Origin of the sequence: Streptomyces aidingensis (assembly GCF_900112355.1) — a bacterium.
GTDB classification, from domain to species: domain Bacteria; phylum Actinomycetota; class Actinomycetes; order Streptomycetales; family Streptomycetaceae; genus Streptomyces; species Streptomyces aidingensis.
This window is the reverse complement of record NZ_FOLM01000005.1, coordinates 303,640-328,741: the sequence shown is the minus strand read 5'-3', so window position 1 is coordinate 328,741 and position 25,102 is coordinate 303,640. Positions and strand designations below refer to the sequence as shown.

Sequence of the window (25,102 nt, the reverse complement as noted above, 5' to 3'; positions counted from 1 at the left end):
CGCCGCCGCCCGCTCAGGCGCTGTCCGCCCGGACGGTGTCCAGGGCGTGCCGCAGATCGTCCGGGTAGCCGCTGCGGTACTCCGCCCAGCGGCCGTCCGCCGGGTGCTCGAAGCCCAGCCGCACCGCGTGCAGCCACTGCCGGCCGAGCCGCAGCCGGCGGGCCAGCGTGGGGTCGGCGCCATAGGTGAGATCGCCGACGCAGGGGTGCCGGTGGGCGGCCATGTGCACCCGGATCTGGTGGGTGCGGCCGGTCTCCAGCTTGATGTCCAGCAGGCTGGCCGCGCGGAACGCCTCCACCAGGTCGTAGTGCGTCACGGCGGGCTTGCCGGCCGCGGTGACGGCCCACTTGTAGTCGTGCTGCGGATGGCGCCCGATGGGCGCGTCGATGGTGCCGCTGAGCGGATCGGGATGGCCCTGCACCAGCGCGTGGTAGCGCTTGTCCACGGTGCGGTCGCGGAACTGCTGCTTGAGCCGGGAGTACGCCCGCTCCGACTTGGCCACCACCATCAGCCCGGAGGTGCCCACGTCCAGCCGGTGCACGATGCCCTGCCGCTCGGCCGCGCCCGAGGTGGAGATCCGGTATCCGGCCGCGGCCAGTCCGCCGATCACGGTCGGGCCCGTCCAGCCGGGGCTGGGATGCGCGGCCACGCCGACCGGCTTGGCCACCACCACCAGGTCGTCGTCGTCGTGCACGATCTCCATGCCCGCGACCGGTTCGGCCACCAGCCGCACCGGGACCGGCGGGGCGGGCATCTCGACCTCCAGCCAGGCGCCGCCGGTCACCCGCTCGGACTTGCCGACCGCCGTGCCGTCCAGCCGGACCTTGCCGGCCGCGGCCAGTTCGGCGGCCTTGGTGCGGGAGAACCCGAGCATCCGGGCCAGCGCGGCGTCCACCCGCTCGCCCTCCAGTCCTTCCGGTACGGGCAGGGTGCGGGTTTCGGGAAGCGTACTCACCCGATCGAGTATGCCGGACGGGCGGGCCGCCGCCGCACGCCGCGGGCGGCGGGCCCCGCGGGGCTCAGCCGGCCTCGCCGCTGCCCGGCGACCCCGGTTCCCCGGGCCGCTCGGGCTTCTCCGCCTCCCCGGTGTCCGCGGTGTCGGCGGTGTCGGCGGTGTCGGCGGTGTCGGCGGTGTCCGCGGTGTCCACGGAATCCCCGGTGTCCCCGGTGTCCGCCGGCTCGTCGCGGTGGCGGGTGCCGTCCGGGTCGAGCCCGCGGAAGGACAGCAGCACGATGAGAATGCCGCCGCAGACGATGGCCGTGTCGGCCAGATTGAACACCGCGAAGTACTTGGGGGCGATGAAGTCCACCACCGCTCCCTTGCCCACGCCCGGCGCGCGGAAGATCCGGTCGGCGAGATTGCCCATGGCGCCGCCCAGCAGCAGCCCCAGCGCGATCGCCCAGGGCGTGCTGTAGAGCTTGCGGGCCAGCCGGATGATGACCACGATCACCGCGGCGGCGATGCAGGTGAAGACCACGGTCAGGGCCTGGCCCATGCCGAAGGCCGCGCCGCTGTTGCGCACCGCCTCCAGCCGCAGCCAGTCCCCGATCAGCTCGACCGGGGCGCGGCGCTCCAGCCACTCCACCACCATGATCTTGCTGATCAGATCGAGCACCAGGGCCAGCGCGGCCACCCCGGCCAGCACGCCGACGCGCCGCCGGCCACGGCGCGGTGCCGTGCCGTCCACGCCTTCGCGGCCGTCCGCGTCCGCTCCGGGCTCCCGCTCCCCGGGATGCCGGTCCGGTCTGTCGATGGTGCGCTCCGCCTCAGTCACGCAACGAGCGTACGACACCCGGGCACCCCTGCCGCAGGGTGCTGCCCGGGTGCGTGCTTCAGAACCGCCGCTCCTGGCGCTGCTTGCAGTCCACGCACAGGGTGGCCCGGGGGAATGCCTGCATGCGGGCCTTGCCGATGGCGTTGCCGCAGCTCTCGCACAGGCCGTAGGTGCCGGCCTCCAGCCGCCGCAGCGCCCGCTCGGTCTGGTAGAGCATCTCCCGCGCGTTCCCGGCGAGCGCCATCTCGTGCTCCCGGGTGGCGTTCTTGCTGCCGGTGTCGGCCTGGTCGTCCCCGGCGCCGTCGCCGGAGTCCCGCATCAGACCGGAGAGCGCCGCCTCGGTGGCGCTGATCTCCTCGCGCAACTGCTCGGCCTCCCGGGTCAGCTCGTCGCGCGCCTCGGTCACCTCCTCCGCGGTCCAGGGTTCCTCTCCGGCGCGGACCGCGAGGTCGCCGGGGGCGGCCGGGCGGGCCGCCGGCACCGCCGAGGCGGCGTCCGGTTGGGCCGTCGTGCTCTTCTTCGCTGCCACCTTCTTGGCTCCTGTCGTCGTGGCCCTCCCGGGGACCTCCCCCGCCGTCTGCTGCACGTTCTGCTGCGCCCCGGCCGGTTTCGCGGCCGGTTTCGCCGTCGTCTTCGGCGCCGTCCGCCCGGCGGCGCCGGCGGAACGTTTCCCGGCGGTCCGCTGCGCGGCCGGCTCGTCCGCCTTGGGTGCGGCGCTCTTCTTCGCCACCATGGCCGCAGCTCCTTCAATGGTGTGATCTTGCCCGCGAAACGTGTCCGGAACGATAAATCGACTCTTTGCGGGCGGCAACCGGGGCGCGCCGGTCCCTCTCCGTTGTGCCCCGCCCGGCGGCCCCATAACCGGTCGTGCCCGCCCGCTCGGTCCCCGTACACTGGACCGAGCGAAAGGCGATGACGGGGACGAGTAGCGTCGTCAGCCGCCCGCAGCGACCCGGGGACGGTGCGAGCCCGGGGGCCGGCGCGGCGCGAAGATCACCCCGGAGCCGCCGGAAGAACGCTCCGCGGATCTCCCCGTGGGGTCATTAGACCCGGCAGCGCGACAAAAGAGCGGGCGACGCCCCGTGCCGCCACCAGGCACCGGGGCCGGCGCCAAGGAGGGTGGTACCGCGGGGCCCCGCGCAGCGGCCGGTCTCGTCCCTCCGACGGAACACGGAGCATGGCCTGTCCCGCCGGAGGAAGCCCCCGATGACGCAAGCCCCGCAGTACCGCCCCGTCCCGGCCCAGGTGGACCTCCCCGCCCTGGAGCACCAGGTGCTGGCGTTCTGGGACGAGAACAAGACCTTCGCCCGCACCCTGGAGCAGTCCGAGGGCCGGCCGGAGTGGGTCTTCTACGAAGGCCCGCCCACCGCCAACGGCATGCCCGGCACCCACCACATCGAGGCCCGGGTCTTCAAGGACGTCTTCCCCCGCTACCGCACCATGCGCGGCTACCACGTGGCCCGCAAGGCCGGCTGGGACTGCCACGGCCTGCCCGTGGAGCTGGCGGTGGAGAAGGAGCTGGGCTTCAGCGGCAAGCAGGACATCGAGCGGTACGGCATCGCCGAGTTCAACGCCCGCTGCCGCGAGTCGGTGACCCGCCACACGGACGCGTTCGCCGAGCTGACCCGCCGGATGGGCTACTGGGTCGATCTGGACGACGCCTACTGGACCATGGACCCGGCCTACATCGAGTCGGTCTGGTGGTCGCTGAAGCAGATCCATGCCAAGGGCCTGCTGGTGCAGGACCACCGGGTGGCGCCCTGGTGCCCGCGCTGCGGCACCGGCCTGTCCGACCACGAGCTGGCCCAGGGCTACGAGACGGTCGTGGACCCCTCGGTCTACGTCCGCTTCCCGGTCACCTCCGGCCCGCTGGCGGGCCGCGCCGCCCTGCTGGTGTGGACGACCACACCCTGGACCCTGGTCTCCAACACCGCGGTGGCGGTCCATCCCGAGGTGACCTACGTGGTGGCCACCGACGGCGAGGAGTCGCTGCTGGTCGCCGATCCGCTGGTGGAGAAGGCGCTCGGCGAGGGCTGGCGCCGCACCGGCGAGTCCTTCACCGGCCGCGAGCTGGAGCGCTGGGCCTACCGCCGCCCGTTCGAGCTGATCCCCGGCGCCGCCTTCGGCGACGGCGCGCACTTCGTGGTCACCGCCGAGTACGTGACCACCGAGGACGGCACCGGCCTGGTCCACCAGGCCCCCGCCTTCGGCGAGGACGACCTGCGCACCTGCCGGGCCTACGGCCTGCCGGTGGTCAATCCGGTCCGCGCCGACGGCACCTTCGAGCCGGAGCTGGAGCTGGTCGGCGGCCAGTTCTTCAAGAAGGCCGACGAGGCCCTGGTGGCGGACCTTCAGCGGCGCGGGCTGCTGCTGCGGCACCTGCCCTATGAGCACAGCTATCCGCACTGCTGGCGCTGCCACACCGCGCTGCTCTACTACGCCCAGCCGTCCTGGTACATCCGCACCACCGCGGTCAAGGACGCGCTGCTGCGGGAGAACGAGAAGACCACCTGGGTGCCGGAGTCGGTCAAGCACGGCCGCTTCGGCGACTGGCTGTCCAACAACGTCGACTGGGCGCTGTCCCGCAACCGCTACTGGGGCACCCCGCTGCCGGTCTGGCGCTGCGGCGAGGGGCATCTCACGGTGGTCGGCTCGATGGCCGAGCTGTCCGCGCTGACCGGCACCGACACCTCCGGCCTGGACCCGCACCGCCCCTTCATCGACGAGGTCGGCTTCCCCTGCACCGCGGAGGGCTGCGAGCTGCGCTCCGAGCGGGTCCCCGAGGTCATCGACTGCTGGTACGACTCCGGCTCCATGCCCTTCGCCCAGTGGGGCTACCCGCACCGCAACAAGGAGCTGTTCGAGAAGCGGTACCCGGCGCAGTTCATCTCCGAGGCGATCGACCAGACCCGCGGCTGGTTCTACACCCTGATGGCGGTGGGCACCCTGGTCTTCGACCGGTCCTCCTACGAGAACGTGGTCTGCCTGGGCCACATCCTCGCCGAGGACGGCCGCAAGATGTCCAAGTCGCTGGGCAACATCCTGGAGCCGATCCCGCTGATGGAGCAGCACGGCGCGGACGCGGTGCGCTGGTTCATGGCGGCCGGCGGCTCGCCCTGGGCGGCCCGCCGGGTCGGCCACGGCACCATCCAGGAAGTGGTCCGCAAGACCCTGCTGACCTACTGGAACACCGTCGCCTTCCAGGCGCTGTACGCCCGCACCGCCGGCTGGGCGCCGTCCGGCCAGGACCCGGCCCCGGCGGAGCGTCCGCTGCTGGACCGCTGGCTGCTCAGCGAGCTGCACGCGCTGACCGAAATGGTCACCGCGGCCATGGACCGCTATGACACCCAGCGCGCCGGCAAGCTGCTCTCCACCTTTGTGGACGACCTCTCCAACTGGTATGTCCGCCGCTCCCGCCGCCGGTTCTGGCAGGGCGACCGGGCGGCGCTGCGCACCCTGCACGACGTGCTGGAGGCGGTCACCCGGATGATGTCCCCGCTGGTGCCGTTCATCACCGAGCGGGTCTGGCAGGATCTGGTGGTCCCGGTCACCCCGCAGGCCCCGCACTCGGTGCACCTGGCCTCCTGGCCGGAGACCGACCACACCCTGATCGACCCGGAGCTGTCCCGGGACATGCTGCTGGTCCGCCGCCTGGTCGAGCTGGGCCGGGCCACCCGCGCCGAGTCCGGGGTGAAGACCCGCCAGCCGCTCTCCCGCGCGCTGATCGCCGCCCAGGGCTTCGAGCTGCTGAGCGACGAGCTGCGCGAGCAGATCGCCGAGGAGCTGAACGTCTCCGCGCTGGCCTCGCTCTCCGAGATCGGCGGCTCCCTGGTGCACACCACCGCCAAGGGCAACTTCCGGGCGCTGGGCGGCCGGTTCGGCAAGCGGACCCAGGTGGTGGCCAGGGCCATCGCGGCGGCGGACGCCGCCGCGCTCTCCGCCGCGCTGCGGGCCGGCACCGCCACGGTGCAGGTCGAGGGCGAGGAGGTGATGCTCTCCCCGGAGGAGGTGATCATCACCGAGACCCCGCGCGAGGGCTGGTCGGTGGCCTCGGACACGGGCGCCACGGTCGCGCTGGATCTGGAGATCACCCCGGAGCTGCGCCGGGCCGGTCTGGCCCGGGACGCCATCCGGCTGATCCAGGAGGCCCGCAAGAACAGCGGTCTGGATGTGGCCGACCGGATCGAGGTCCGCTGGCACACCGGCAGCGAGGAGCTGGCCCGGGCCCTGGCCGACCACCAGGCGCTGATCAGCGGTGAGGTGCTGGCCACCGGCTTCACCCAGGACGCGCCGGGCGAGCCGGCCCCGGAGGGCTTCGGTCCGGAGTTCCGCGACGACTCCCTGGACCTGGCCTTCCGCCTGCGCCGGCAGTGACGCGCACAGGGGCGCGGCCCGGACCGAGGTCCGGGCCGCGCCCCTGCCGATGTGCCTGCGATGTGTCCGGTCCGTGCCGGGGACCGGCGCGGTCGAGTGGCGGTCGAGTGGCCGTCAGCCGGCCGTCAGTTGTCGTCTTCGTCGATGAGGAAGCCTCGCATGGGCGAGGGCGCCTGCTGCATGGGCTGCGGACCCTGCGGCCGGACCGGTGCCATGGGCTGGGTCATCGCCGGGGACATCTGCTGCTGGCCGCCGTACGACTGCTGCGAGCCGCCGCCGGGACCGCCCGGGCCGCCGCCCATCGAGGGGCCGTTGCCCATCCCGGCACCCATGGTGCCGCCCATGGTGCCGCCCATCGGGCCACCGCCCGGCGCACCGGCCATCGACGGCGCCGGGCTCGGCGACGGCGGCAGCGAGGGCGCGGCGGAGCGCGGCGGGGCCAGCGAGTCGTCGGCCTGGCTCTCCAGCTGGCGGAGCTGGCTCTCCAGGTAGGACTTCAGACGGGTGCGGTATTCCCGCTCGAACCCGCGCAGGTCCTCGACCTTGCGCTCCAGGGTGGCGCGGGCGGACTCCAGGGAGCCCATGGCCACGCGGTGCTTCTCCTGGGCGTCCCGCTCCAGGGCGTCGGCCTTGGCACGGGCGTCCCGCTCCAGGCCCTCGGCACGGCTGCGGGCCTCGCCGACGATCTTGTTGGCCTCGGCGCGGGCCTCGGCGATCGCCTGGTCCGCGGTCTGCTGGGCCAGCGACAGCACCCGGGCGGCACTCTCGTTGCCCATCGGCTGCTGCTGCGGCATGCCGGGACCGCCCGGCCCACCGGGACCGCCCGGTCCCATGGGGCCGCCCATGTGGCCCTGGTGCTGCATGCCGCCGGGGCCCATCGGGCCGCCGTGGTGACCCTGGTGCTGCATGCCGCCCGGCCCGCCGTGACCCATCGGGTGTCCGCCGGGGCCCCCGGGACCACCCGGGCCGCCCGGACCGGGAAGCTGCGGCGGGCCGCCCATGGGGCCGCCCTGCTGCGGCACCGGGGCGGGTCCGGATATGGCCGGCGGTCCGCCGGGACGATCCTGCGGGCCGCCCGGCCCGTCGGGCTTGCGCATGTTCTGCTGGTTCTGTGCCGCGGCCCGGGTGGCCGCGGCCAGCTTGGCACGCAGATCCTCGTTCTCGCGCAGCAGCCTGGTCAGCTCCGCCTCGACCTCGTCAAGGAAGGCATCGACCTCGTCCTCGTCATAACCTTCTCGGAGTCGGACGGTCGTGAACTGCTTGTTCCGCACGTCCTCGGGGGTCAGCGGCATCTCTTCACCTCAACGTAAGTCGTCGGCACATCGGCATGACCGTACTCACAACGCACTGCCGACGAAGCTGATCAGAATCCAGACAATGATCATGAGCACGAAGAAGGACAAATCAAGCGCCACACCCCCGAAGCGCAGCGGTGGGATGACCTTCCGCAGGGCTTTCAACGGCGGATCGGTGACAGTGTAGGTGGCCTCCAGGGCGACGATCATCGCCCGGCCGGGCTGCCAGGCCCGCGCGAACATGAAGACATAGTCCATCACCAGGCGGAAGAGCAGGAGTCCGATCAGGCAGTACAGGGCGATATAGATCACCTGTAGAACGACGTTCATCCTGCCTGTCCCTCTCCCCTGCCTCTGGCCCGGCCTGCCGGCCGGACCGCCTTCCTCTCCATGCGCGGCGCGCGCCCTTGCGCACCGGCGGATCAGCTCTGGTTGAAGAACCCGCCCTCCGCGATGCGGGCCTTGTCCTCCGCCGTTACATCGACGTTAGCAGGCGACAGCAGAAAGACCTTCTGCGTCACCCGCTCGATGCTGCCATGGAGCCCGAACACAAGACCAGCCGCAAAGTCGACAAGTCTCTTCGCGTCGGTGTCGTCCATCTCGGTCAGGTTCATGATCACCGGGGTGCCCTCACGGAAGTGTTCTCCGATGGTACGGGCCTCGTTGTAGGTCCGGGGGTGCAGCGTGGTGATGCGGTAGGGCTCCCGCTCGGACACGACTTTGGGCATGATCACCGGGGCGCTCTTCTCCAGATTCTGGCGATCGGATGTGATGGAAGACACGGGCGCAATTCGGGCGGATCGCCTGCTTTCCGGCATCAGCGGGGCCGACGGCGGCTCTGCCTCACGGGGCGCCGGCGGCTGCATGACCCGCACCGGCTCGGGGGGGTCCTCCCTGGGTGCCAGCTCGGCCGGGGGACGGCGGCGTTCGCGCTCGGGCTCGGGCTCCGGCTCGAAGTCGTCGTCGCCGTAGCCCTGCCGCTCGTACCCGTCGTCCTCCAGCAGGCCGAGGTAGACCGCCATCTTGCGCATCGCGCCAGCCATCGACTGCGTCCTCCGCTCTGTGGGGACCGGCTCCGGCCTGCCGGCGCCGGGGACCCTTTCTGCCCGTTTTGCTCGCTAATGACCATATTTTCGGCTGTGATCCGCTTGAGGCGACGTTACCGGAGCGCCGCGCGGACTCCCAGCACCGCGCTGCCGACACGTACATGTGTCGCTCCGGCGGCGATCGCCTCCTCAAGGTCGCCACTCATGCCCGCCGAGACCATGGTGGCAGCCGGAGCCTGCGCCCGCAGGCTCCTTGAGATATCCATCAGCCGCTCGAAGGCGGCCCGCGGCCGGCCGGCGTACGCCCCCGAGAGCGGGGCCACCGTCATCACCCCGGCCAGCCGCAGTCCCGGGGCGTCGGCGATCGCCGACGCCAGCCCGGGTACTTCGCCGGGCGCCGCCCCGCCCCGGCCGGCGGCGTCCGCGCCGGAGCCGGAGCCGTTCTCCTTCTCCAGGGCGACCTGTACCAGACAGTCCAGCGGGGGACGACCCTGCGAACGCACCGCCGAAGAGAGCGCGGACACCAGCCGGGCCCGGTCCACGGAGTGCACCACATCGGCGTAGCGCACCACGGAGCGCGCCTTGTTGGTCTGCAACTGACCGACGAAGTGCCAGGTCAGCGACGCATCGGCACAGGCCGCGGCCTTGCCGGCGGCCTCCTGGTCACGGTTCTCCGCCACCTGCCGCACCCCCAGCCCGGCCAGCAGCCGGACGTCCTGTGCCGGATACGTCTTGGTGACCACGATCAGGGTCACTTCGCCGCGCGGGCGCCCCGCCGCGTCACAGGCGCGGGCGATGCGCTCCTCCACCCGGGCGAGCCGGCCGGCCAGCTCCCGCCGCCGCTCGTCCGCCTTGTCCCCGTTCACGGCCATTCCGTTCCCCCCGCTTCCCCCGCATCCGCCGCTGCCACCGGCCCGGGGCGTCCCCGTGCTCACCGCTCGTCCAGCCAGAGGTAGCTCGCCAGGCGGCCGGTCCTGCCCTCCCGGCGGTAGGAGAAGCAGTCGTCCGATTCCATGGTGCAGACCGGGGAGGCCGGCACCTCCCGGACGCCCGCCGCCCGCAGCTGCCGCCGCACCCCGGCGGGGATGTCCACCGCCGGGGTGCCCCGGCGGGTCACCGCGGCGGAGCCGGGCGCCGCCCGCTCCACCTCGTCCCGCATCGCGGCCGGCACCTCGTAACACCCGCCGCACACCGTGGGACCGGTGCGGGCGATGATCCGCCGGGGGTCCGCCCCCAGTGCCCGCATGGCCTCGACCGTCGCCGGGACCACCCCGGCGGCCAGCCCGGGGCGCCCGGCGTGCGCCGCGCCCACCACCCCGGCGACCGGGTCGGCCAGCAGTACCGGGCAGCAGTCGGCGGTCAGCACCGCCAGCGCCAGCCCGCGCCGGGCGGTGACCGCCCCGTCCACGGGCGGTGACTGGGCCCCGGGCTCCTCACCGGGCCCCTCCCCGGGCAGCGGGCCGTCGACCACGGCGACTTCGCTGCCGTGCACCTGGTTCATCCAGAACACCGCCGCCGGGTCCAGTCCCAGGGAACGGGCGGCCAGCGCGCGGTTGGTCCGCACCGCGCCGGGGTCGTCCCCGGCCGCGCCGCCGAGATTCAGCTCATCGAACGGAGCGGCGCTCACCCCGCCCCACCTGTCGGTGAAGGCGAAGTGTGCGCCGCCGGTGGTGATCCACTGTGCTATCACGGCCACTCACGCGGGATTCACGTGCGGGGCGGTCCGGGCCCCGGCGCGATCGCCGGGATTGGCCGGAAGTCGCCGGTTCATCACTTGAGGAAGTCGGGAACGTCCAGCTCCTCGACCGGGCCGCCGTCATAGGGCCGGGCGGGGGGAAGCTGGCTGCCGCCGAGCAGGGAGTCCTTGTCGCCGGAGGCCGGGGCCGGCTCGGACGGCTGCGGCTTCTCCTCCTCGCGGGAGCCGAGGGAACCGAGACCGCCGAAGGCCGGGCGCTCCGGCTCCGGCTCGGGGACGGGCCGCTCGGCGGCCGGCGCGGCGGCGGCATCCTCCCGGCCGCCGTAGGCGCCGAGCACCTTGTCCCGGCTGCGGGACGGCGGCTGGCCGCCGTCGAACCCGGCGGCGATCACCGTCACCCGCACCTCGTCACCGAGGGCGTCGTCGATGACCGCGCCGAAGATGATGTTGGCCTCCGGGTGGGCGGCCTCGCTGACGAGCTGGGCAGCCTCGTTGATCTCGAACAGGCCCAGGTCGGAGCCGCCGGAGATGGAGAGCAGCACGCCGCGGGCGCCGTCGATGGACGCCTCCAGCAGCGGGGAGGAGATGGCCATCTCGGCGGCGGCCACCGCGCGGTCGTCGCCGCGCGCCGAGCCGATCCCCATCAGCGCCGAACCGGCCTCCGACATCACCGACTTGACGTCGGCGAAGTCCAGGTTGATCAGGCCGGGGGTGGTGATCAGATCGGTGATGCCCTGCACACCGGAGAGCAGCACCTGGTCGGCGGACTTGAAGGCGTCGAGCACGCTGACCTGGCGGTCGGAGATGGACAGCAGCCGGTCGTTGGGGATGACGATCAGGGTGTCGACCTCTTCGCGCAGCGCCGCGATGCCGTCCTCGGCCTGGTTGGCGCGGCGGCGGCCCTCGAAGGTGAACGGCCGGGTGACCACGCCGATGGTCAGAGCGCCGAGCGAGCGGGCGATGTTGGCGACCACCGGGGCGCCGCCGGTGCCGGTGCCACCGCCCTCGCCGGCCGTGACGAAGACCATGTCGGCGCCCTTGAGCACCTCCTCGATCTCCTCGCGGTGGTCCTCGGCGGCCTTGCGGCCGACATCGGGATTGGCGCCCGCGCCGAGCCCGCGGGTCAGCTCGCGGCCGACGTCGAGCTTGACATCGGCGTCACTCATCAGCAGGGCCTGGGCATCCGTGTTGATCGCGATGAACTCGACGCCCTTGAGACCGACCTCGATCATCCGGTTGATGGCGTTGACGCCACCGCCGCCGATCCCGACGACCTTGATGACTGCGAGGTAGTTCTGCGGTGCTGCCACGTCGAAGGCCTCTCGCCTCGAGTTCCGTGCCGGTGCCGCCTGCCCCGGAGCAGACCACCGGCTGATGCCGTTGGGACGGTGGGATACGCCGACCCCGAACCCTAACGCCCAAGTTTAGGGTTACCTGTGCTTCCGTTCCCGGGATTCCTTGGAACGGACACTAAGTCGACAGGCCGAGCACGTTCAATGAACACGCCGAGCCTCCCGTTTTTCTTTTCACCCTATGTGATCGCGCGAGGGTGTCTCAACCAGGACGCCGTCAGGGCGCGAACACCGCGGGGGCGCTGGGAACGCTGACGTCAAAGTACCGTGCCCCGTCGGCCGCCTTCATCACCGCGGTCAGCGCGGCGACCTTCTCCCCGGTCAGTTCCGGACTCCCCCAGCGCACCGTACGGCCGTCGGTGAGCTCCAGGGTGAGGGAGTCATAGGAACGGACCCGGATCATTTCCGTCCGGCGGTGCAGGGCCGGCGGCAGCGCGGCCACCACGCCGACCGCCTCGGTCACGATCCGGTCCTCGCCGAACCGCCGCACACCGGCGTTGTGTTCGAGCTCCACCGAGAGCAGCGGCACGCCCGGGACGGCTTCCGGCAGCACCCCGAAGGCGACCCCTTCGACATCGATCTCGGTGAAGCCGTCCCCGCCCGGCCTCAGCACCACGGCCTGCCGCTCGGTCACCTTGACCACCACCCGGTCGGGCCAGGAGCGCACCACCTCGGCGTCCTTCAGCCGGGGCAGGGCCGCCAGCAGGCGGTCACGCACCGCGTCCTTGTCCAGCCGGGCCATGGGTTCGCCGACCGGAACGGCGGCGGCCTCGGCGATCCGGTCCGCGGCCAGCGCCCGCGGGCCGTCCCCGGTCCAGCTCACCGTCACCCGGTCGACGCGCAGCCAGGAGGAGGCGTACAGCGCCCAGCCCCCGAAGCCGCCGAGCGCGGCCAGCAGCACGGCCGTCACCAGCAGCAGCCCGCGCCGGGACAGCCGCCGGCGGCGGCGCGGCGGCGCGGCCCCGCCGGCCGCGCCGGCCGCGTCGTCGTCCACCGCTCCGGTTCCGGCGAACGCCTCGGGGGCGCGCACCGCTCCCGGCTCCTGGTCCACGTGGTCCACGCGCACCTTCCCGTTCCCGCTCGTCCCCGGGCCGCCGACGCCGGTCCCGCACGTCGCGGCCACCCTACTGCCCCGCCCGGCCCCGGGAGCGCAGCCGCTCCCGGGGCACCGCGCCACGGGGCGGGTCAGGTACGGGCGGCGGCGATGGCCTCGTGCACCATGGCGACCAGCAGATCGTCCGCGTCGCGGCGGCCGAACTCGGCGGCGGCGCGGGACATGGCCAGCAGCCGGCCGGGATCGGTCAGCACCGGGACCACGTTCTCCATCAGCCACTGCCCCGTCAGTTCCGCGTCGTCCACCAGCAGTCCGCCGCCGGCCCGGACCACCGGCTGGGCGTTGAGCCGCTGCTCGCCGTTGCCGATCGGCAGCGGGACATAGGCGGCGGGCAGGCCGACCGCGGAGAGCTCCGCCACGGTCATGGCGCCGGCCCGGCAGAGCATCATGTCCGCCGCGGCGTAGGCGAGATCCATCCGGTCCAGGTAGGGAACCGGCAGGTAGGGCGGCATGCCCGGCATGTTGTCGGTGGGCGGCAGCTCGTTCCTGGGGCCGACCGCGTGCAGGATCTGGATGCCGGAACGCTGCAGGGTGGGGGCGAGGGACTGGACCACCTCGTTCAGCCGGCGGGCGCCCTGCGAGCCGCCGGAGACCAGCAGCGTGGGCAGGGCGGGGTCCAGGCCGAACGCGGCGCGCGCCTCGGCCCGGGTGGCCGCCCGGTCCAGCGACGCGATGCTGCGGCGCAGCGGGATGCCGAGGTAGCGGGCGTGCCGGAGCTTGCTGTCCGGTGTGGCCACGCCCACGAAACGGGTGTAGCGGGCGCCGATCCGGTTGGCCAGCCCGGGGCGGGCGTTGGCCTCGTGCACCACGATGGGGACGCCCAGCCGCTTGGCGGCCAGATAGCCGGGCAGCGCCACATAGCCGCCGAAGCCCACCAGCGCGTCGGCCTTGGCGCGCTCCAGCACCTGCTCGGCGGCCTTGACCGTGCCGCGCAGCCGCCCCGGCACGGTGATCAGCTCGGGGGTGGGCTTACGGGGCAGCGGCACCGCGGGGATCAGGGCGAGTTGGTAGCCGCGCTCCGGCACCAGCCGGGTCTCCAGCCCGCGTTCCGTGCCGAGCGCCGTGATCCCGGTGGTCGGGTCCTGCCTGCGCAGGGCGTCCGCAAGGGCGAGCGCGGGCTCGATGTGACCGGCGGTCCCCCCGCCGGCGAGTACGACATGCACCGAAATTCACCGCTCTCCGGACGGCGGTCGCTTGGCCCGCCGTCGCATCGTGATCCATCTGAGCCCGGCCGGCTTCTTCTCGCCGGCGGGCCGCCCCCGCGCGGCCAGGGCGGCACGGGCCGCCGGGTCGCTGCGCGCGAACGCGATCAGCAGCCCCACGGCGAACATGGTGGGCAGCAGGGCGGAGCCGCCGTAGGAGAACAGCGGAAGGGGCACTCCGGCGATCGGCAGCAGTCCGAGAACGGCGCCGATGTTGATGACCGCCTGGGCCATGAGCCAGGTGGTCACCCCTCCCGCGGCATACCTGACGAAGGCATCCTCCGTGCGTCCGGCCACGCGGATACCCGCATAGCCTAGAGCCGCGAAGAGACCGAGCACCGACAGCGTCCCGGTCAGGCCCAGCTCCTCCCCGGCGATGGCGAAAATGAAGTCCGTGTGGGGTTCCGGCAGTTCGCCCCATTTCTCCACACTCGCCCCGAGCCCGGAGCCGAACCAGCCCCCGGAGGCGAAGGCGTAGAGGCCGTGCAGCGCCTGCCAGCACTGGTCCACGGCGGTGGGCTCGGCCAGCACGCACTCCAGGCGTTCCATGCGGTGCGGCGCGGCGGCGATCAGCATTCCCACCAGCGTCCCGGCCACCGCCAGGGCCCCGGCGAACAGCCGCAGCGGCGCCCCGGCCAGCCAGAGCAGGCCGAACAGGACGGCGGTCAGGATCAGCACGGTGCCCAGGTCGCCGCCGAACAGCACCAGGCCGGAGATCAGCAGGCCGCCGGGGACCAGCGGGATCAGCAGGTGCCGCCACTGGACCAGCAGCCGCCGCTCGCCCTTGCGGGCCAGCAGGTCGGCGCCCCACAGCACCAGGGCGAGCTTGCCGAACTCGCTGGGCTGGAGCATGAAGGGACCGGCCAGCGGGATCCAGTTGGTGGAGCCGTTTCTGGTGACGCCGATGCCGGGCACCTGGACCAGCACCAGCAGCACGATGGTGCCCAGCAGAAAGGGGTAGGTGAGCGCGCGCAGCAGCTTCACCGGCATCCGGGAGGCGATCAGCAGCAGAACGGTGCCGAGTGCGGCGGCGGCGAGCTGCTTGCGGAAGTAGTAGGTGGCGGGCAGGCCGTCGGCCAGGGCCTGGATCTGGGAGGCGGAGAACACCATCACCAGGCCGAGCAGGGTGATCAGCAGACCGGTGCCGAGCAGCACGTAATACGCCGTCAGCGGGCGGTCCCAGGCGCGCCGCAGCCGCGCCGGCCAGGACCGCGGGGACCGCGGGGGGCGGTCCGGCCGCGGGGAACGGGATGCGCGGGAGGCGCCGGGCGCGGGGGCCGGCCGCGGCGCGGCCCCGGCCGGTGCGGCGGCCCGGGAGCGCGCCCGGGGCGACCGCGGCACCGCCCCGGCCCCGGCGGGGGCGGACGCGGGGGCGAAGACGGGGACGGCCGGGAAGGCGAGCGGCGGCCTGTGCGGGTGCATCGTCTGGTTCCCCTCCTCGGGCCCGGCGCGCGGTGGTGTCCGTGCCGGGCCCGGGGAGAGCCTAGCCGGTGGCCAGCTCGCGGACGGCTGCGGCGAAGGCGTCGCCGCGCTGCTTGTAGTCGGTGAACATGTCCATCGAGGCACAGGCCGGGGCCAGCAGCACGGTGTCGCCCGGCCCGGCCAGCCGGGCGGCGGCGCGCACGGCCTCGGCCATCGCCCCAGTGTCGGTCCGCTCCAGGTCCGCCACCGGCACATCGGGGGCGTGTCGCGCCAGCGCCTCGGCGATCAGGTGCCGGTCCTTGCCGATCAGTACGGCGCCGCGCAGCCGGCCGGCGGACTCCCGGACGAGCTCGTCGAAGACCGCCCCCTTGGCCAGGCCGCCGGCGATCCACACCACCGGGGCGTAGGCGGCCAGGGACGCGCGCGCGGCATGGGTGTTGGTGGCCTTGGAGTCGTCCACATAGGAGACCCCGGCCACCTCGGCGACCAGGTCGATGCGGTGCGCGTCCGGGCGGAAGGCGCGCAGCCCGTCCCGGACCGCGGCGGGCGGGACCCCGTACGCACGGGCCAGCGCGGCGGCGGCCAGCGCATTGGCGATGTTGTGCGGTGCGGCGGGGCGGACGTCGGAGACCTCGGCCAGTTCCCGGGCGGTGCGCCGCCGGTCCTGGACGAAGGCCCGGTCCACCAGCAGGCCCTCCACCACGCCCAGCTCGGAGGGGCCGGGCGCGGACAGGGTGAAGCCGATGGCCCGGCAGCCCTCCTCGACATCGGCGGCGCGGACCAGTTCCTCGGTGACCGGGTCGTCGGCGTTGTACACGCAGGCGACCTGGTTGCCGTGGTAGACGCGGCCCTTGTCGGCGGCGTAGGCGGCCATGGAGCCGTGCCAGTCCAGGTGGTCCGGGGCGAGGTTCAGCACCGCGCCGGAGTGCACCCGCAGGCCGGGCGCCCAGTGGAGCTGGAAGCTGGAGAGCTCCACGGCCAGCACGTCGTACCGGTCCTCGGCGAGGACGACATCGACGATGGGGGTGCCGATGTTGCCCACGGCGGCGGTGCGCAGCCCGGCGGCCCGCAGGATCGAGGCCAGCATGGCGGTGGTGGTGGTCTTGCCGTTGGTGCCGGTGACCGCCAGCCAGGGCGCGGCCGGGCGGCCGTCCGGGCCCGGGCGGCGCAGCCGCCAGGCCACTTCCACATCGCCGATGACCTCCGCCCCGGCCGCCGCGGCAGCCGCGAACAGCGGGCTGTCCGGCCGCCAGCCGGGCGAGGTGACGACCAGTTCGGTGCCGGCCGGCAGGGTGTCGCCGTCGCCGAGGCGGGTGCCGATGCCCTCGGCGGCGAGCTGGCCTGCGCGTTCCCGCTGCGCCGGGCCGTCGCCGCCGTCCACCACGGTGACCGCGGCGCCCAGCCCGGCCAGTGCGCGGGCCGCGCTCAGGCCGCTGACGCCCAGCCCGGCGACGGTGATCCGGCGCCCGGCGAAGCCGGCCGCGCCCGGCGGGGGCTGGGGCTGCGGGGACCGGGGGGACGGCTGCGGGGAGGGGTACCGGACGTCGCTCAAAAGCCTGCCACCCAGCTTCCGTAGAAGATGCCGATGCCGACGATCACGCAGATGCCCTGGATGATCCAGAACCGGACCACCACCAGCACTTCGCTCCAGCCCTTGAGTTCGAAGTGGTGCTGGAGCGGTGCCATCTTGAACACCCGGCGGCCGGTCAGCTTGAAGGAGCCGACCTGGATGACCACGGACATGGTGATCAGCACGAAGAGGCCGCCGAGGATGGCGAGCAGCAGCTCGGTGCGGGACAGGATGGCCAGGCCGGCCAGCGCCCCGCCCAGGGCCAGCGAGCCGGTGTCCCCCATGAAGATCTTGGCGGGCGAGGTGTTCCACCACAGGAAGCCGAAGGTGGCGCCCATCAGCGCGGCGGCCACGATGGCCAGGTCCAGCGGATCGCGCACCTCGTAGCACATGGCCCCGGCGGTGGCCTCGTTGGCGCAGGTCTGGCCGTACTGCCAGACCCCGATGAAGACGTAGGCGCCGAAGACCATCACCGAGGCGCCGGTGGCCAGACCGTCCAGGCCGTCGGTGAGGTTCACACCGTTGGACATGGCCAGGATCATGAACAGCGCCCACACCACGAACAGCACCGGGCCGATGGACCAGCCGAAGTCCTGGGTGAAGGAGAGCTGGGTGGAGGCCGGGGTCAGGCCCCGGGCGTCCTCGAAGTTGAGCGCCAGGATCGCGAAGGTCACGCCGACCACGAACTGGCCGAGCATCTTGGCCCGGGCCCGCAGGCCCAGGCTGCGCTGCTTGACGATCTTGATGTAGTCGTCCAGGAAGCCGACCAGGCCCATGCCGGCGAAGAGCGACAGCACCAGCAGGCCGGAGAGCGTCGGGCTGTTGCCGCTGATGACCTTGGTCACCAGATAGGCGATCAGGGTGGCCAGGATGAAGGCGATACCGCCCATGGTGGGGGTACCGCGCTTGCTGTGGTGGTCCCGGGGGCCGTCGTCCCGGATGAACTGGCCGTACCCCTTGCGGGCGAGCAGCTTGATCAGCAGCGGGGTGCCGATCAGCGTCAGGAACAGCGCGATGCTTCCGGAGAACAGGATCTGCCTCATCGGGCGGCGACCCCGCCTTCGCCGGTCCCGTCGGGGACACCCCCGGTCAGCGCCAGGGCGACCTGCTCCAGGCCGGCCGCCCGGCTGGCCTTCACCAACACCACATCTCCCGGCCGCAGCTCAGCGCGCAGCAGGCCGATCGCCGCCGCAGCGTCGGACACGTGCACCGACTCCTCACCCCACGAACCCTCGTTCCTGGCGCCCATGTCGATCCAGGCGGCGGGGCGGCCGCCCACCGACACGAGCTTGCTGACGTTGAGCCGGACGGCGAGGCGCCCGACCGCGTCGTGCTCGGCGAAAGCCTCGTCCCCCAGTTCGGCCATCTCACCGAGCACCGCCCAGGTACGGCGGCCCTTGCCCATGGCGACCAGGGCGCGCAGGGCAGCCCGGACCGAGTCGGGGTTGGCGTTGTAGGCGTCGTTGACGATCGTGACGCCGTCCGCTCGTTCGGTGACCTCCATGCGCCACCGGGAGAGCGAGCTCGCGGATGACAGTGCCTCGGCAATCGCTTCGGCGGACATGCCCAGTTCGTGGGCGACCGCCGCCGCGGCGAGCGCGTTCGACACGTGGTGCTCACCGTACAGGCGCATGGTCACACCGGTGCGCCCGGAGGGGGTGTTGAGCGTGAAAGCGGGGCGGCCGTCGTCGGTGAGACGGACGTCCTCGGCGCGGATCGCGGCCTCGGGGGACTCGCCGAACAGCACCACGCGGGCGGCGGTGCGGGCCGCCATGGCGCGCACCAGCGGGTCGTCGGCGTTGAGCACGGCGATGCCGCCCCGCTCGGCGGGGGGCAGCGCCTCGACCAGTTCGCCCTTGGCCCGGGCGATGGCCTCCCGGCCGCCGAACTCACCGATGTGCGCGGTGCCGACGTTGAGCACCACGCCGATCCGGGGCGGGGTGAGGGAGGTGAGGTAGCGGATGTGGCCGATGCCGCGGGCGCCCATCTCCAGGACCAGATGGCGGGTGGCCTCGTCGGCGCGCAGCGCGGTGAGCGGCAGCCCGATCTCGTTGTTGAAGGAGCCGGGCGGCCAGACGGTGGGGCCGAGCCGCTGGAGGAGCTGGGCGATCAGGTCCTTGGTGCTGGTCTTGCCGGAGGAGCCGGTGAGGGCCACCACGGTGGTGCCGAGCTTCTCCACGGTGTACCGGGCCAGGTCGCCGAGCGCCCTGGTGACGTCCTCCACCAGGATCGCGGGCACCCCGACGGGGCGGGTGGCGAGCACCGCGACCGCGCCGGCGGCGACGGCCCGCCCGGCGTAGTCGTGGCCGTCCGCGTGCTCGCCGCGGAACGCGACGAAGAGGCTGCCGGGCCCGGCCTGCCGGGAGTCGGTGACCACCGGCCCGGAGACCGGCCGCATACCGGCCGCACCGCTCGCGCCGCTGTCGGCCGGGCCGGTGCGGGCGGGCGGAGCGCCGTCCGGTGGGGGTGGTTCGTTTTCCGGTATGCCGTGGAGCGTGCCCCGGACGATCGCGGCGAGCTCGGCGACGGAGAGAGGGATCATTCGCTGTCCTGGTCCATCCCGGTGGTGAAGGGGGCGGGTGGGGCTGCTGCCCGGTCCGCGGAGCCGCCGGCGGCATGACCCGCCCGCTCGATCGCGGCGCGCAGCTCCAGACGGTCGTCGAAGGGCCGGATCACACCGGCGATGTCCTGGCCGAGCTCGTGTCCCTTGCCGGCCACCAGAACGGCGTCGCCGGGCTCGGCGCGGGCCACCGCGGCGGCGATGGCCGCGGCGCGGTCCTCCTCCAGCAGCACGGTGCCGCGCTCGTGGGCGGGCACCTGCGCGGCGCCGGCCAGCATGGCGGCCAGGATGGCGAGCGGGTCCTCGGTGCGGGGGTTGTCGGAGGTCAGCACCGCGGTGTCGGCCAGCCGGGCCAGGGCGGCGCCCATGGCCGGGCGCTTGTGCGGGTCACGGTCGCCGCCGCAGCCGAGCACGGCGTGCACCCGGCCGCTGGTGACCCGGCGCAGCGCCTGGAGCACGGACTCCACGGCGTCGGGCTTGTGGGCGTAGTCCACCACGGCCAGGTACGGCTGGCCCGCGTCCACCCGCTCCAGGCGGCCGGGCACGCCGGGCACGGCGGCCACGCCGTCCGCGGCGGTCTGCGGAGCGGCACCGGCCACGGCCAGCGCGGCGATCGCGGCCAGCGCGTTGGAGACGTTGAAGGAGCCGGGCAGCGGGGCGGCGGCGCGCACCAGCACCCCGCCGGGGCCGGTCACGGTGAAGGTGGAGCCCAGCGGGCCGGAGTCCACGTCGTCGGCCCGCCAGTCGGCGTCCGGATGGCCCTCGGCGGAGTAGGTGGTGACCGGGATCCGGGTCTCGGCGGCCAGCCGGCGGCCCCAGGGGTCGTCGATGTTGATCACGCCGTGGCCGGCCCGCTCCGGGGTGAAGAGCTGCGCCTTGGCCCGGAAGTAGTCCTCCATGTCGGGGTGGAAGTCGAGATGCTCCGGGCTGAGGTTGGTGAAGACCGCGATGTCGAAGACGCAGCCGTCCACCCGGCCCAGCACCAGGGCGTGGCTGGAGACCTCCATGGCCACGGCGGACACCCCGCGCCGGCGCATCACGGCGAACAGCGCCTGGAGGTCGGTGGCCTCCGGGGTGGTGCGTTCGGACTTGATGCGCTCGTCCCCGATGCGCATCTCCACGGTGCCGATCAGCCCGGTGCGGGTGCCCTCCTTGACGAAGCGGCGCAGTCCGCCCTCGACGAGATAGGCCGTGGTGGTCTTGCCGGAGGTGCCGGTGATCCCGATCTGCAGCAGATCCCGGCCGGGCTCGCCGTAGATGCGGGCGGCGAGGTGGCCCATCCGGCGGCGCGGCTCGGCCACGGTGAGCACCGGCAGGCCGGCGGCGGCGGCACGCTCGGTGCCGGCCGGGTCGGTGAGCACGGCGGCGGCGCCGCGGGCGGCGGCCTGGGCGGCGAAGTCGGCGCCGTGGAAACGGGCGCCGGGCAGCGCGGCGTAGAGGTCACCGGGGTGTACCGCGCGGGAGTCGTGGGTAATGCCGGTGACGGAGACCGCGGCGGCCGGGCCGCCGGGCGCGGCACCGGCCAGCCCGGCGAGCTCGGCCAGGGGCACCGGCGCCGGATCGGCGGGTCTGGGCAGCGCCCGCAGGCCCTGCGGGGCGGCCGGGGGCGGCGTGCCCCGGGCCGCGCGGGGGTGGTGGTTCTGGTCCTCGGCTGCCCGATCGGGCCGGTCGTCCGCGTGGTGCACGGCGGTGAGCGTACCCGCCGCGGCGGTGCCCGGGCGAAGCGAGGCGGACCGCTTCGGGGCGGGTGGGTGCTCTCCCCCGGTGGTGGTGGTCACTGATGGTGCTCCCTGTGCGTCTTGCTCAAAGGTTCTGCTCGGAAGGCGCGGTGCCCGGGCCCGAGCGGCGCGGGCGGTGTGGGCGGTCTGGGCGGTCCGGGCGGTCTGGGCGATGTGGACGGTCGGTCGGATGTGCCGGGGCGCTACTCCTCGGGGTCCGTCTCCCGGCGGGAGGCGTCGCCGCCGGCCGCGGCGTCCGCCGTGGCGCTGTCCCCGGGGTCGAAGGTGGCGGGCAGCGACCGCACCTCGGCGCCGGTGGGCGGCACCCGCAGCGACTTCAGCGAGAACTCCATGACCTCCTTGAAGACCGGCCCGCACACCTGGCTGCCGGAGTGCGGGCCCTCGGTCGGGTTCTGCACGGCGCAGTAGACGGTGATCCGCGGGTCGTCGGCGGGGGCGAACCCGGCGAAGGAGGAGGTGTAACCCCGGTAACGGCCGGTTCCCGGGTCCACCCGGTTGGAGGTGCCGGTCTTGCCCGCCACCCGGTATCCGTCGATGCGGGCGATCCGGCCGGTGCCCAGTTCGTCGTCGGCGACCACGGTTTCCAGCATGGCGGTCAGATCGTCCGCCGTCGCCTCGTCGATCACCCGCTCGGGTTCCGGCCGGGGCCAGGGCTCGTAGCGGCCGTCGGCTCCCGTGGTGCCCCGGATCAGGGTGGGGGCGATACGCACCCCGCCGTTGGCCACCGTGGAGTAGACGGAGGCGGCCTGCACGGCATTGACCGACAGGCCCTGGCCGAAGGCCACGGTGTACTGCTGGGAGGCGTTCCAGTCCCCCGGGTCGGCCAGGATGCCCGCGGTCTCGCCGGGGAAGCCCAGGCCGGTGGGCCGGCCGAAGCCGAAGGCGGTCAGATAGGAGTGCAGCACCTCGTTGGCCTCGGACTGGGTGTCGCCCAGCAGTTCCACGGCCAGAATGGTGCCGATGTTGCTGGACCGGGCCAGTACCCCCGCCAGAGTGAGATGCAGCGTGTCGTGCTCGTGGTCGTCGGCGAAGGCCCGGTCGGCGCGGGGCAGCCGGTTGGGCACGGTGACATGGGTGCCGGTGCCGGCCACGCCCTCCTGGAGGACGGCCGCCATGGAGATCACCTTGCTGGTCGAGCCGGGCTCATAGGCGTCCTGGAGGGCGGGATTGCCGAGCAGCGCGGGGTCGGTGGCGGCGTAGTCGTTGGGGTCGAACCCCGGGGCGCTGGCCATGGCCAGGACCTCCCCGGAGCGCGCGTCCTGGACGACCACATAGCCGCCGTCCGCCACCGACTCGGCCACCTGGGCCTCGATGGCCCGCTGCGCGGCCCACTGGATGTCCCGGTCGATGGTCAGCTCCAGGTCGGTGCCGGGCACCGGGGGCTGCTCGTGGCTGCCGGCGGTGGGCACCCGCCGCCCGCCGGACTGCGCGTAGCGGATGGCGCCGTCCTGCCCGGCGAGCTCCCGGTCGAACTGGGCCTCGATGCCGGCCCCGCCCCGGCCCTCGTTGTTGACGAAGCCGAGGACACCGGCCGCCAGGTCACCGCCTGGGTAGACGCGTTTGGGGTTGGGCTCCCGGAAGACGCCGGTGAGCACCTGGTGGCCGGTGCCGGCGTCCGCGCGCTCGGCCAGGGCGCGGCGCAGGTCGGTGATCTGCCGCCAGGCCTGCGGGGTCTGCTGCCGGGCCAGCAGTACGTACTGGGAATCCGGGGTGGCCAGCAGGGCGGCCAGTTCCTCCTCGTCCTCGCCGAGGACCGGGGCGAGCAGGGCGGCGGCCTGTTCCGGGGCGTCGTCCACGCCGGTGATGTCCCGGGTGAAGAGGGTGGGGTCGGCGATGATGTCGTAGGCGTCGACGGTGGTGGCCAGGGCGGTGCCGTTGCGGTCGGTGATGTCGCCGCGCTGGGCGGCCAGCGGCACCGTGACATAGCGGTTGGAGGAGGCCTGCTCGGTGTAGGCGGCGGCGTCCACCACCTGCACATGGACCAGGCGGACGGCGAAGACCAGCATGACCAGGGTGAGGCCCAGGCTGAGCATGCGCAGCCGGGGGCGGGGGCTGCCCAGGCGCAGGTCGTCGGGGCGGGACCGGCGGGGCGCGGGGGCGCGGGAGGGTGCTCTGCTCATCCGTTCCCTCCGGGTCCGGTGTCCCCGGTGTCGCCGGTGTCCCCGGTGTCCCCGGTGTCCCCGGTGTCCCCGGGGCCGCCGGCCGCCTGGGCGTCCCCGGTGTCTTCCGGGTCCTCCCCCGATGCGGGAGCCTCGCTTCCCGCCGGCTCCCCGGACTCCCCCGGCTCCGGGGAGTCCGGGGGTCCGGGGGACTCCTCGGGTGACGCCTCCGGTTCCGGCGGGACGGGCACCGGTTCGGCGCTGCCCAGCACCTCGCCCTCCGGGTCCAGGAAAACCGGCGGGCCACCGGGCACCATGCCCAGTTCCCGGGCCATCCCGGCAAGCGTGTCGGGCGCCGAGTAGGCGTCCACCTCGGCTTGCAGGGCCTGTTCCTCGTCGGCCAGTTCCTCGGTCTCGCGGCGCAGTTCGGCCTGTTCGAACGAGCCCTCGTTCAGGGCCGCGTTGAGCAGCAGCAGGGCCAGCATGCCGGCGCCCAGCAGCACCACGATCAGCAGCACGAAGGGGGTGCGGGCGGCGCTGGAGGAGCCCCGGGGCACCAGGGCGGCCAGCCGGGCCAGCCGCTGCTGGGCGGTGCTCGTCCCCGCCGGGTACCGTCCCGTGGCGCCGCCGGCGGTCATCCCGGCGCGGCGGGCCGGCCGGGCGGGGCGCGGCCCCGGTGCTCCGCTCCCCCCGCTCATGACGCCGCCTCCCGGATGCGTTCGGCGGCCCGCAGCCGGGCCGGGGCGGCCCGCCGGTTGGCCGCCACCTCTTCCTCGTCCGGCAGTTCCGCACCCCGGGTCAGCAGCTTCAGCCGGGGCTGGTACTCCTCGGGCACCACCGGCAGGCCACGCGGCGCGGCGGTGGCCGCACCGGCCGCCAGCACCCGCTTGACCAGCCGGTCCTCCAGCGAATGGTAGGACAGCACCACGATCCGGCCGCCGACCGCCAGCGCGGCGACCGCCGCGGGCATGGCCCGCCGCAGGACCTCCAGTTCGCCGTTGACCTCGATGCGCAGCGCCTGGAAGGTGCGCTTCGCCGGGTTCCCTCCGGTGCGCATGGCGGCCTGCGGCAGGGCCTGGCGGATGAGGGAGACCAGCCGGTCGCTGGTCCGGATCGGCTCGCGCCGCCGCTCCCGCACCACCTGCTCCACGATCCGGCGGGCGTGCCGCTCCTCGCCGTACTCGCGCAGCACCCGGACCAGTTCACCGGGCGGATAGGTGTTGAGCACATCGGCGGCGCTGGGGCCGCGCGTCTGGTCCATGCGCATGTCCAGCGGGGCCTGCCGGGAATAGGCGAAGCCGCGTTCGTCCTCGTCGAGCTGGAGGGAGGAGACCCCCAGGTCGAACAGGATTCCGGCCACCCTGGGGGAGCCGAGCCGGTCCAGCACGCCGGGAAGTTCGTCGTACACCGCGTGCACCAGCTCGGCGCGCTCGCCGTACGGGGCCAGCCGGTGCCGGGCCAGTTCCAGCGCGGCCGGATCGCGGTCCAGGCCGATCAGCCGGGCCCTCGGGCAGGCGGCGAGCAGCGCGGCGGCGTGACCGCCCAGGCCCAGGGTGCAGTCCACCACGACCGCGCCGGGTGCGCCGAGTGCGGGCCCGAGCAGGTCCAGGCAGCGCTGGAGCATGACGGGCTGGTGCCGGGCGTCCGCCGGTCGGTCGTTGCTGGTGGTCATGCGCCTTCCGAAAGGGCCTGCGGAGTCCTGGCGGGAGCGCGGCGGCCGGGCGGGGATGCCGGCCGGGGGCCGCGGGAGGCCGGGGACGGACCGCGAGGGCTCGCGGTCTCACGCGTCCGGCTGCGGCCACATTAGTCCACCCGCCTGCCCGGTCAATCATCGCGGTTGGCCACGCGGCGGTGTTTC

At 73.7% G+C, this 25,102-nt stretch carries 19 protein-coding genes and 1 pseudogene; 1 reads left to right on the top strand and 19 read right to left on the bottom strand.

Going from position 1 to position 25,102, the window contains the following annotated elements:
• Positions 1–13: 13 nt before the first annotated feature.
• The 3 genes and pseudogenes from BM242_RS12525 to BM242_RS12515 all read right to left on the bottom strand — a co-directional run bounded on the left by BM242_RS12525 (position 14) and on the right by BM242_RS12515 (position 2,508).
• Positions 14–955, bottom strand: coding sequence for an RluA family pseudouridine synthase (locus tag BM242_RS12525; RefSeq protein ID WP_093838847.1), 942 nt, complete (start codon positions 953–955; stop codon positions 14–16).
• A gap of 226 nt (positions 956–1,181) precedes the next feature.
• Positions 1,182–1,775, bottom strand: a pseudogene (gene lspA / locus BM242_RS12520) (signal peptidase II); the annotation flags it as partial.
• 58 nt (positions 1,776–1,833) lie between these two features.
• Positions 1,834–2,508 (bottom strand): TraR/DksA family transcriptional regulator, encoded by a 675-nt coding sequence (locus BM242_RS12515; protein ID WP_093838845.1) that lies wholly within the window; start codon positions 2,506–2,508, stop codon positions 1,834–1,836.
• Between the two features lie 473 nt (positions 2,509–2,981).
• Here BM242_RS12515 and ileS point away from each other — a divergent pair, with 473 nt between their 5' ends.
• On the top strand, positions 2,982–6,149 hold the full coding sequence (ileS, locus tag BM242_RS12510; RefSeq protein ID WP_093838844.1) for an isoleucine--tRNA ligase: 3,168 nt from the start codon (positions 2,982–2,984) through the stop codon (positions 6,147–6,149).
• A 125-nt stretch (positions 6,150–6,274) separates the two neighbouring features.
• On the opposite strand, the gene BM242_RS12505 is transcribed toward ileS, so the two are convergent.
• From BM242_RS12505 to rsmH, 16 genes are all read right to left on the bottom strand, one after another.
• Positions 6,275–7,441 (bottom strand): DivIVA domain-containing protein, encoded by a 1,167-nt coding sequence (locus BM242_RS12505; protein WP_093838843.1) that lies wholly within the window; start codon positions 7,439–7,441, stop codon positions 6,275–6,277.
• 45 nt (positions 7,442–7,486) lie between these two features.
• Complete coding sequence (locus BM242_RS12500; protein WP_093838842.1) at positions 7,487–7,774, bottom strand: YggT family protein; 288 nt, start codon at positions 7,772–7,774, stop codon at positions 7,487–7,489.
• Positions 7,775–7,866: 92 nt separating this feature from the next.
• On the bottom strand, positions 7,867–8,487 hold the full coding sequence (locus BM242_RS12495; protein ID WP_093838841.1) for a cell division protein SepF: 621 nt from the start codon (positions 8,485–8,487) through the stop codon (positions 7,867–7,869).
• Positions 8,488–8,603: 116 nt separating this feature from the next.
• Positions 8,604–9,362, bottom strand: coding sequence for a YggS family pyridoxal phosphate-dependent enzyme (locus tag BM242_RS12490; protein ID WP_093838840.1), 759 nt, complete (start codon positions 9,360–9,362; stop codon positions 8,604–8,606).
• A gap of 59 nt (positions 9,363–9,421) precedes the next feature.
• The gene (gene pgeF, locus BM242_RS12485) at positions 9,422–10,180 is read right to left on the bottom strand and encodes a peptidoglycan editing factor PgeF (RefSeq protein ID WP_093838902.1); all 759 of its coding nucleotides are present in this window, start codon (positions 10,178–10,180) and stop codon (positions 9,422–9,424) included.
• Between the two features lie 80 nt (positions 10,181–10,260).
• Positions 10,261–11,496 carry a cell division protein FtsZ gene (gene ftsZ, locus BM242_RS12480; RefSeq protein ID WP_093838839.1) on the bottom strand — a complete coding sequence of 412 codons (1,236 nt, stop codon included), beginning with the start codon at positions 11,494–11,496 and terminating at the stop codon, positions 10,261–10,263.
• Between the two features lie 259 nt (positions 11,497–11,755).
• On the bottom strand, positions 11,756–12,598 hold the full coding sequence (locus BM242_RS12475; RefSeq protein ID WP_175541391.1) for a cell division protein FtsQ/DivIB: 843 nt from the start codon (positions 12,596–12,598) through the stop codon (positions 11,756–11,758).
• Positions 12,599–12,723: 125 nt separating this feature from the next.
• Positions 12,724–13,815, bottom strand: coding sequence for an undecaprenyldiphospho-muramoylpentapeptide beta-N-acetylglucosaminyltransferase (murG, locus tag BM242_RS12470; protein ID WP_093838837.1), 1,092 nt, complete (start codon positions 13,813–13,815; stop codon positions 12,724–12,726).
• 6 nt (positions 13,816–13,821) lie between these two features.
• On the bottom strand, positions 13,822–15,276 hold the full coding sequence (ftsW, locus tag BM242_RS12465) for a putative lipid II flippase FtsW (protein WP_093838836.1): 1,455 nt from the start codon (positions 15,274–15,276) through the stop codon (positions 13,822–13,824).
• Positions 15,277–15,337: 61 nt separating this feature from the next.
• Positions 15,338–16,735 carry a UDP-N-acetylmuramoyl-L-alanine--D-glutamate ligase gene (gene murD / locus BM242_RS12460; protein ID WP_245834023.1) on the bottom strand — a complete coding sequence of 466 codons (1,398 nt, stop codon included), beginning with the start codon at positions 16,733–16,735 and terminating at the stop codon, positions 15,338–15,340.
• Between the two features lie 89 nt (positions 16,736–16,824).
• The gene (gene mraY / locus BM242_RS12455; protein WP_093838834.1) at positions 16,825–17,889 is read right to left on the bottom strand and encodes a phospho-N-acetylmuramoyl-pentapeptide-transferase; all 1,065 of its coding nucleotides are present in this window, start codon (positions 17,887–17,889) and stop codon (positions 16,825–16,827) included.
• A complete protein-coding gene (locus tag BM242_RS12450; protein ID WP_093838833.1) occupies positions 17,886–19,388 on the bottom strand; it encodes a UDP-N-acetylmuramoyl-tripeptide--D-alanyl-D-alanine ligase in 1,503 nt (500 codons plus the stop codon). The genes mraY and BM242_RS12450 overlap by 4 nt, the downstream gene beginning before the upstream one ends.
• Positions 19,385–21,184, bottom strand: a complete 1,800-nt coding sequence (locus BM242_RS12445) for a UDP-N-acetylmuramoyl-L-alanyl-D-glutamate--2,6-diaminopimelate ligase (RefSeq protein ID WP_093838832.1) — start codon at positions 21,182–21,184, stop codon at positions 19,385–19,387. The genes BM242_RS12450 and BM242_RS12445 overlap by 4 nt, the downstream gene beginning before the upstream one ends.
• Before the next feature lie 143 nt (positions 21,185–21,327).
• Complete coding sequence (locus BM242_RS12440) at positions 21,328–23,265, bottom strand: peptidoglycan D,D-transpeptidase FtsI family protein (RefSeq protein ID WP_093838831.1); 1,938 nt, start codon at positions 23,263–23,265, stop codon at positions 21,328–21,330.
• Positions 23,262–23,942 (bottom strand): cell division protein FtsL, encoded by a 681-nt coding sequence (gene ftsL, locus BM242_RS29365; protein ID WP_175541390.1) that lies wholly within the window; start codon positions 23,940–23,942, stop codon positions 23,262–23,264. The genes BM242_RS12440 and ftsL overlap by 4 nt, the downstream gene beginning before the upstream one ends.
• The gene (rsmH, locus tag BM242_RS12430) at positions 23,939–24,916 is read right to left on the bottom strand and encodes a 16S rRNA (cytosine(1402)-N(4))-methyltransferase RsmH (RefSeq protein ID WP_093838830.1); all 978 of its coding nucleotides are present in this window, start codon (positions 24,914–24,916) and stop codon (positions 23,939–23,941) included. Before rsmH ends, ftsL begins: the two co-directional genes overlap by 4 nt.
• Positions 24,917–25,102 lie beyond the last annotated feature (186 nt).

Excerpts from the sequence above, each read along its gene's own strand:
- BM242_RS12515 (WP_093838845.1), bottom strand. The coding sequence starts at position 2,508 with ATGGTGGCGAAGAAGAGCGCCGCACCCAAGGCGGACGAGCCGGCCGCG.
- ileS (WP_093838844.1), top strand. The coding sequence starts at position 2,982 with ATGACGCAAGCCCCGCAGTACCGCCCCGTCCCGGCCCAGGTGGACCTC.
- BM242_RS12505 (WP_093838843.1), bottom strand. The coding sequence starts at position 7,441 with ATGCCGCTGACCCCCGAGGACGTGCGGAACAAGCAGTTCACGACCGTC.
- BM242_RS12500 (WP_093838842.1), bottom strand. The coding sequence starts at position 7,774 with ATGAACGTCGTTCTACAGGTGATCTATATCGCCCTGTACTGCCTGATC.
- BM242_RS12495 (WP_093838841.1), bottom strand. The coding sequence starts at position 8,487 with ATGGCTGGCGCGATGCGCAAGATGGCGGTCTACCTCGGCCTGCTGGAG.
- BM242_RS12490 (WP_093838840.1), bottom strand. The coding sequence starts at position 9,362 with ATGGCCGTGAACGGGGACAAGGCGGACGAGCGGCGGCGGGAGCTGGCC.
- ftsW (WP_093838836.1), bottom strand. The coding sequence starts at position 15,276 with ATGCACCCGCACAGGCCGCCGCTCGCCTTCCCGGCCGTCCCCGTCTTC.
- mraY (WP_093838834.1), bottom strand. The coding sequence starts at position 17,889 with ATGAGGCAGATCCTGTTCTCCGGAAGCATCGCGCTGTTCCTGACGCTG.
- BM242_RS12450 (WP_093838833.1), bottom strand. The coding sequence starts at position 19,388 with ATGATCCCTCTCTCCGTCGCCGAGCTCGCCGCGATCGTCCGGGGCACG.
- BM242_RS12440 (WP_093838831.1), bottom strand. The coding sequence starts at position 23,265 with ATGAGCAGAGCACCCTCCCGCGCCCCCGCGCCCCGCCGGTCCCGCCCC.
- ftsL (WP_175541390.1), bottom strand. The coding sequence starts at position 23,942 with ATGAGCGGGGGGAGCGGAGCACCGGGGCCGCGCCCCGCCCGGCCGGCC.
- rsmH (WP_093838830.1), bottom strand. The coding sequence starts at position 24,916 with ATGACCACCAGCAACGACCGACCGGCGGACGCCCGGCACCAGCCCGTC.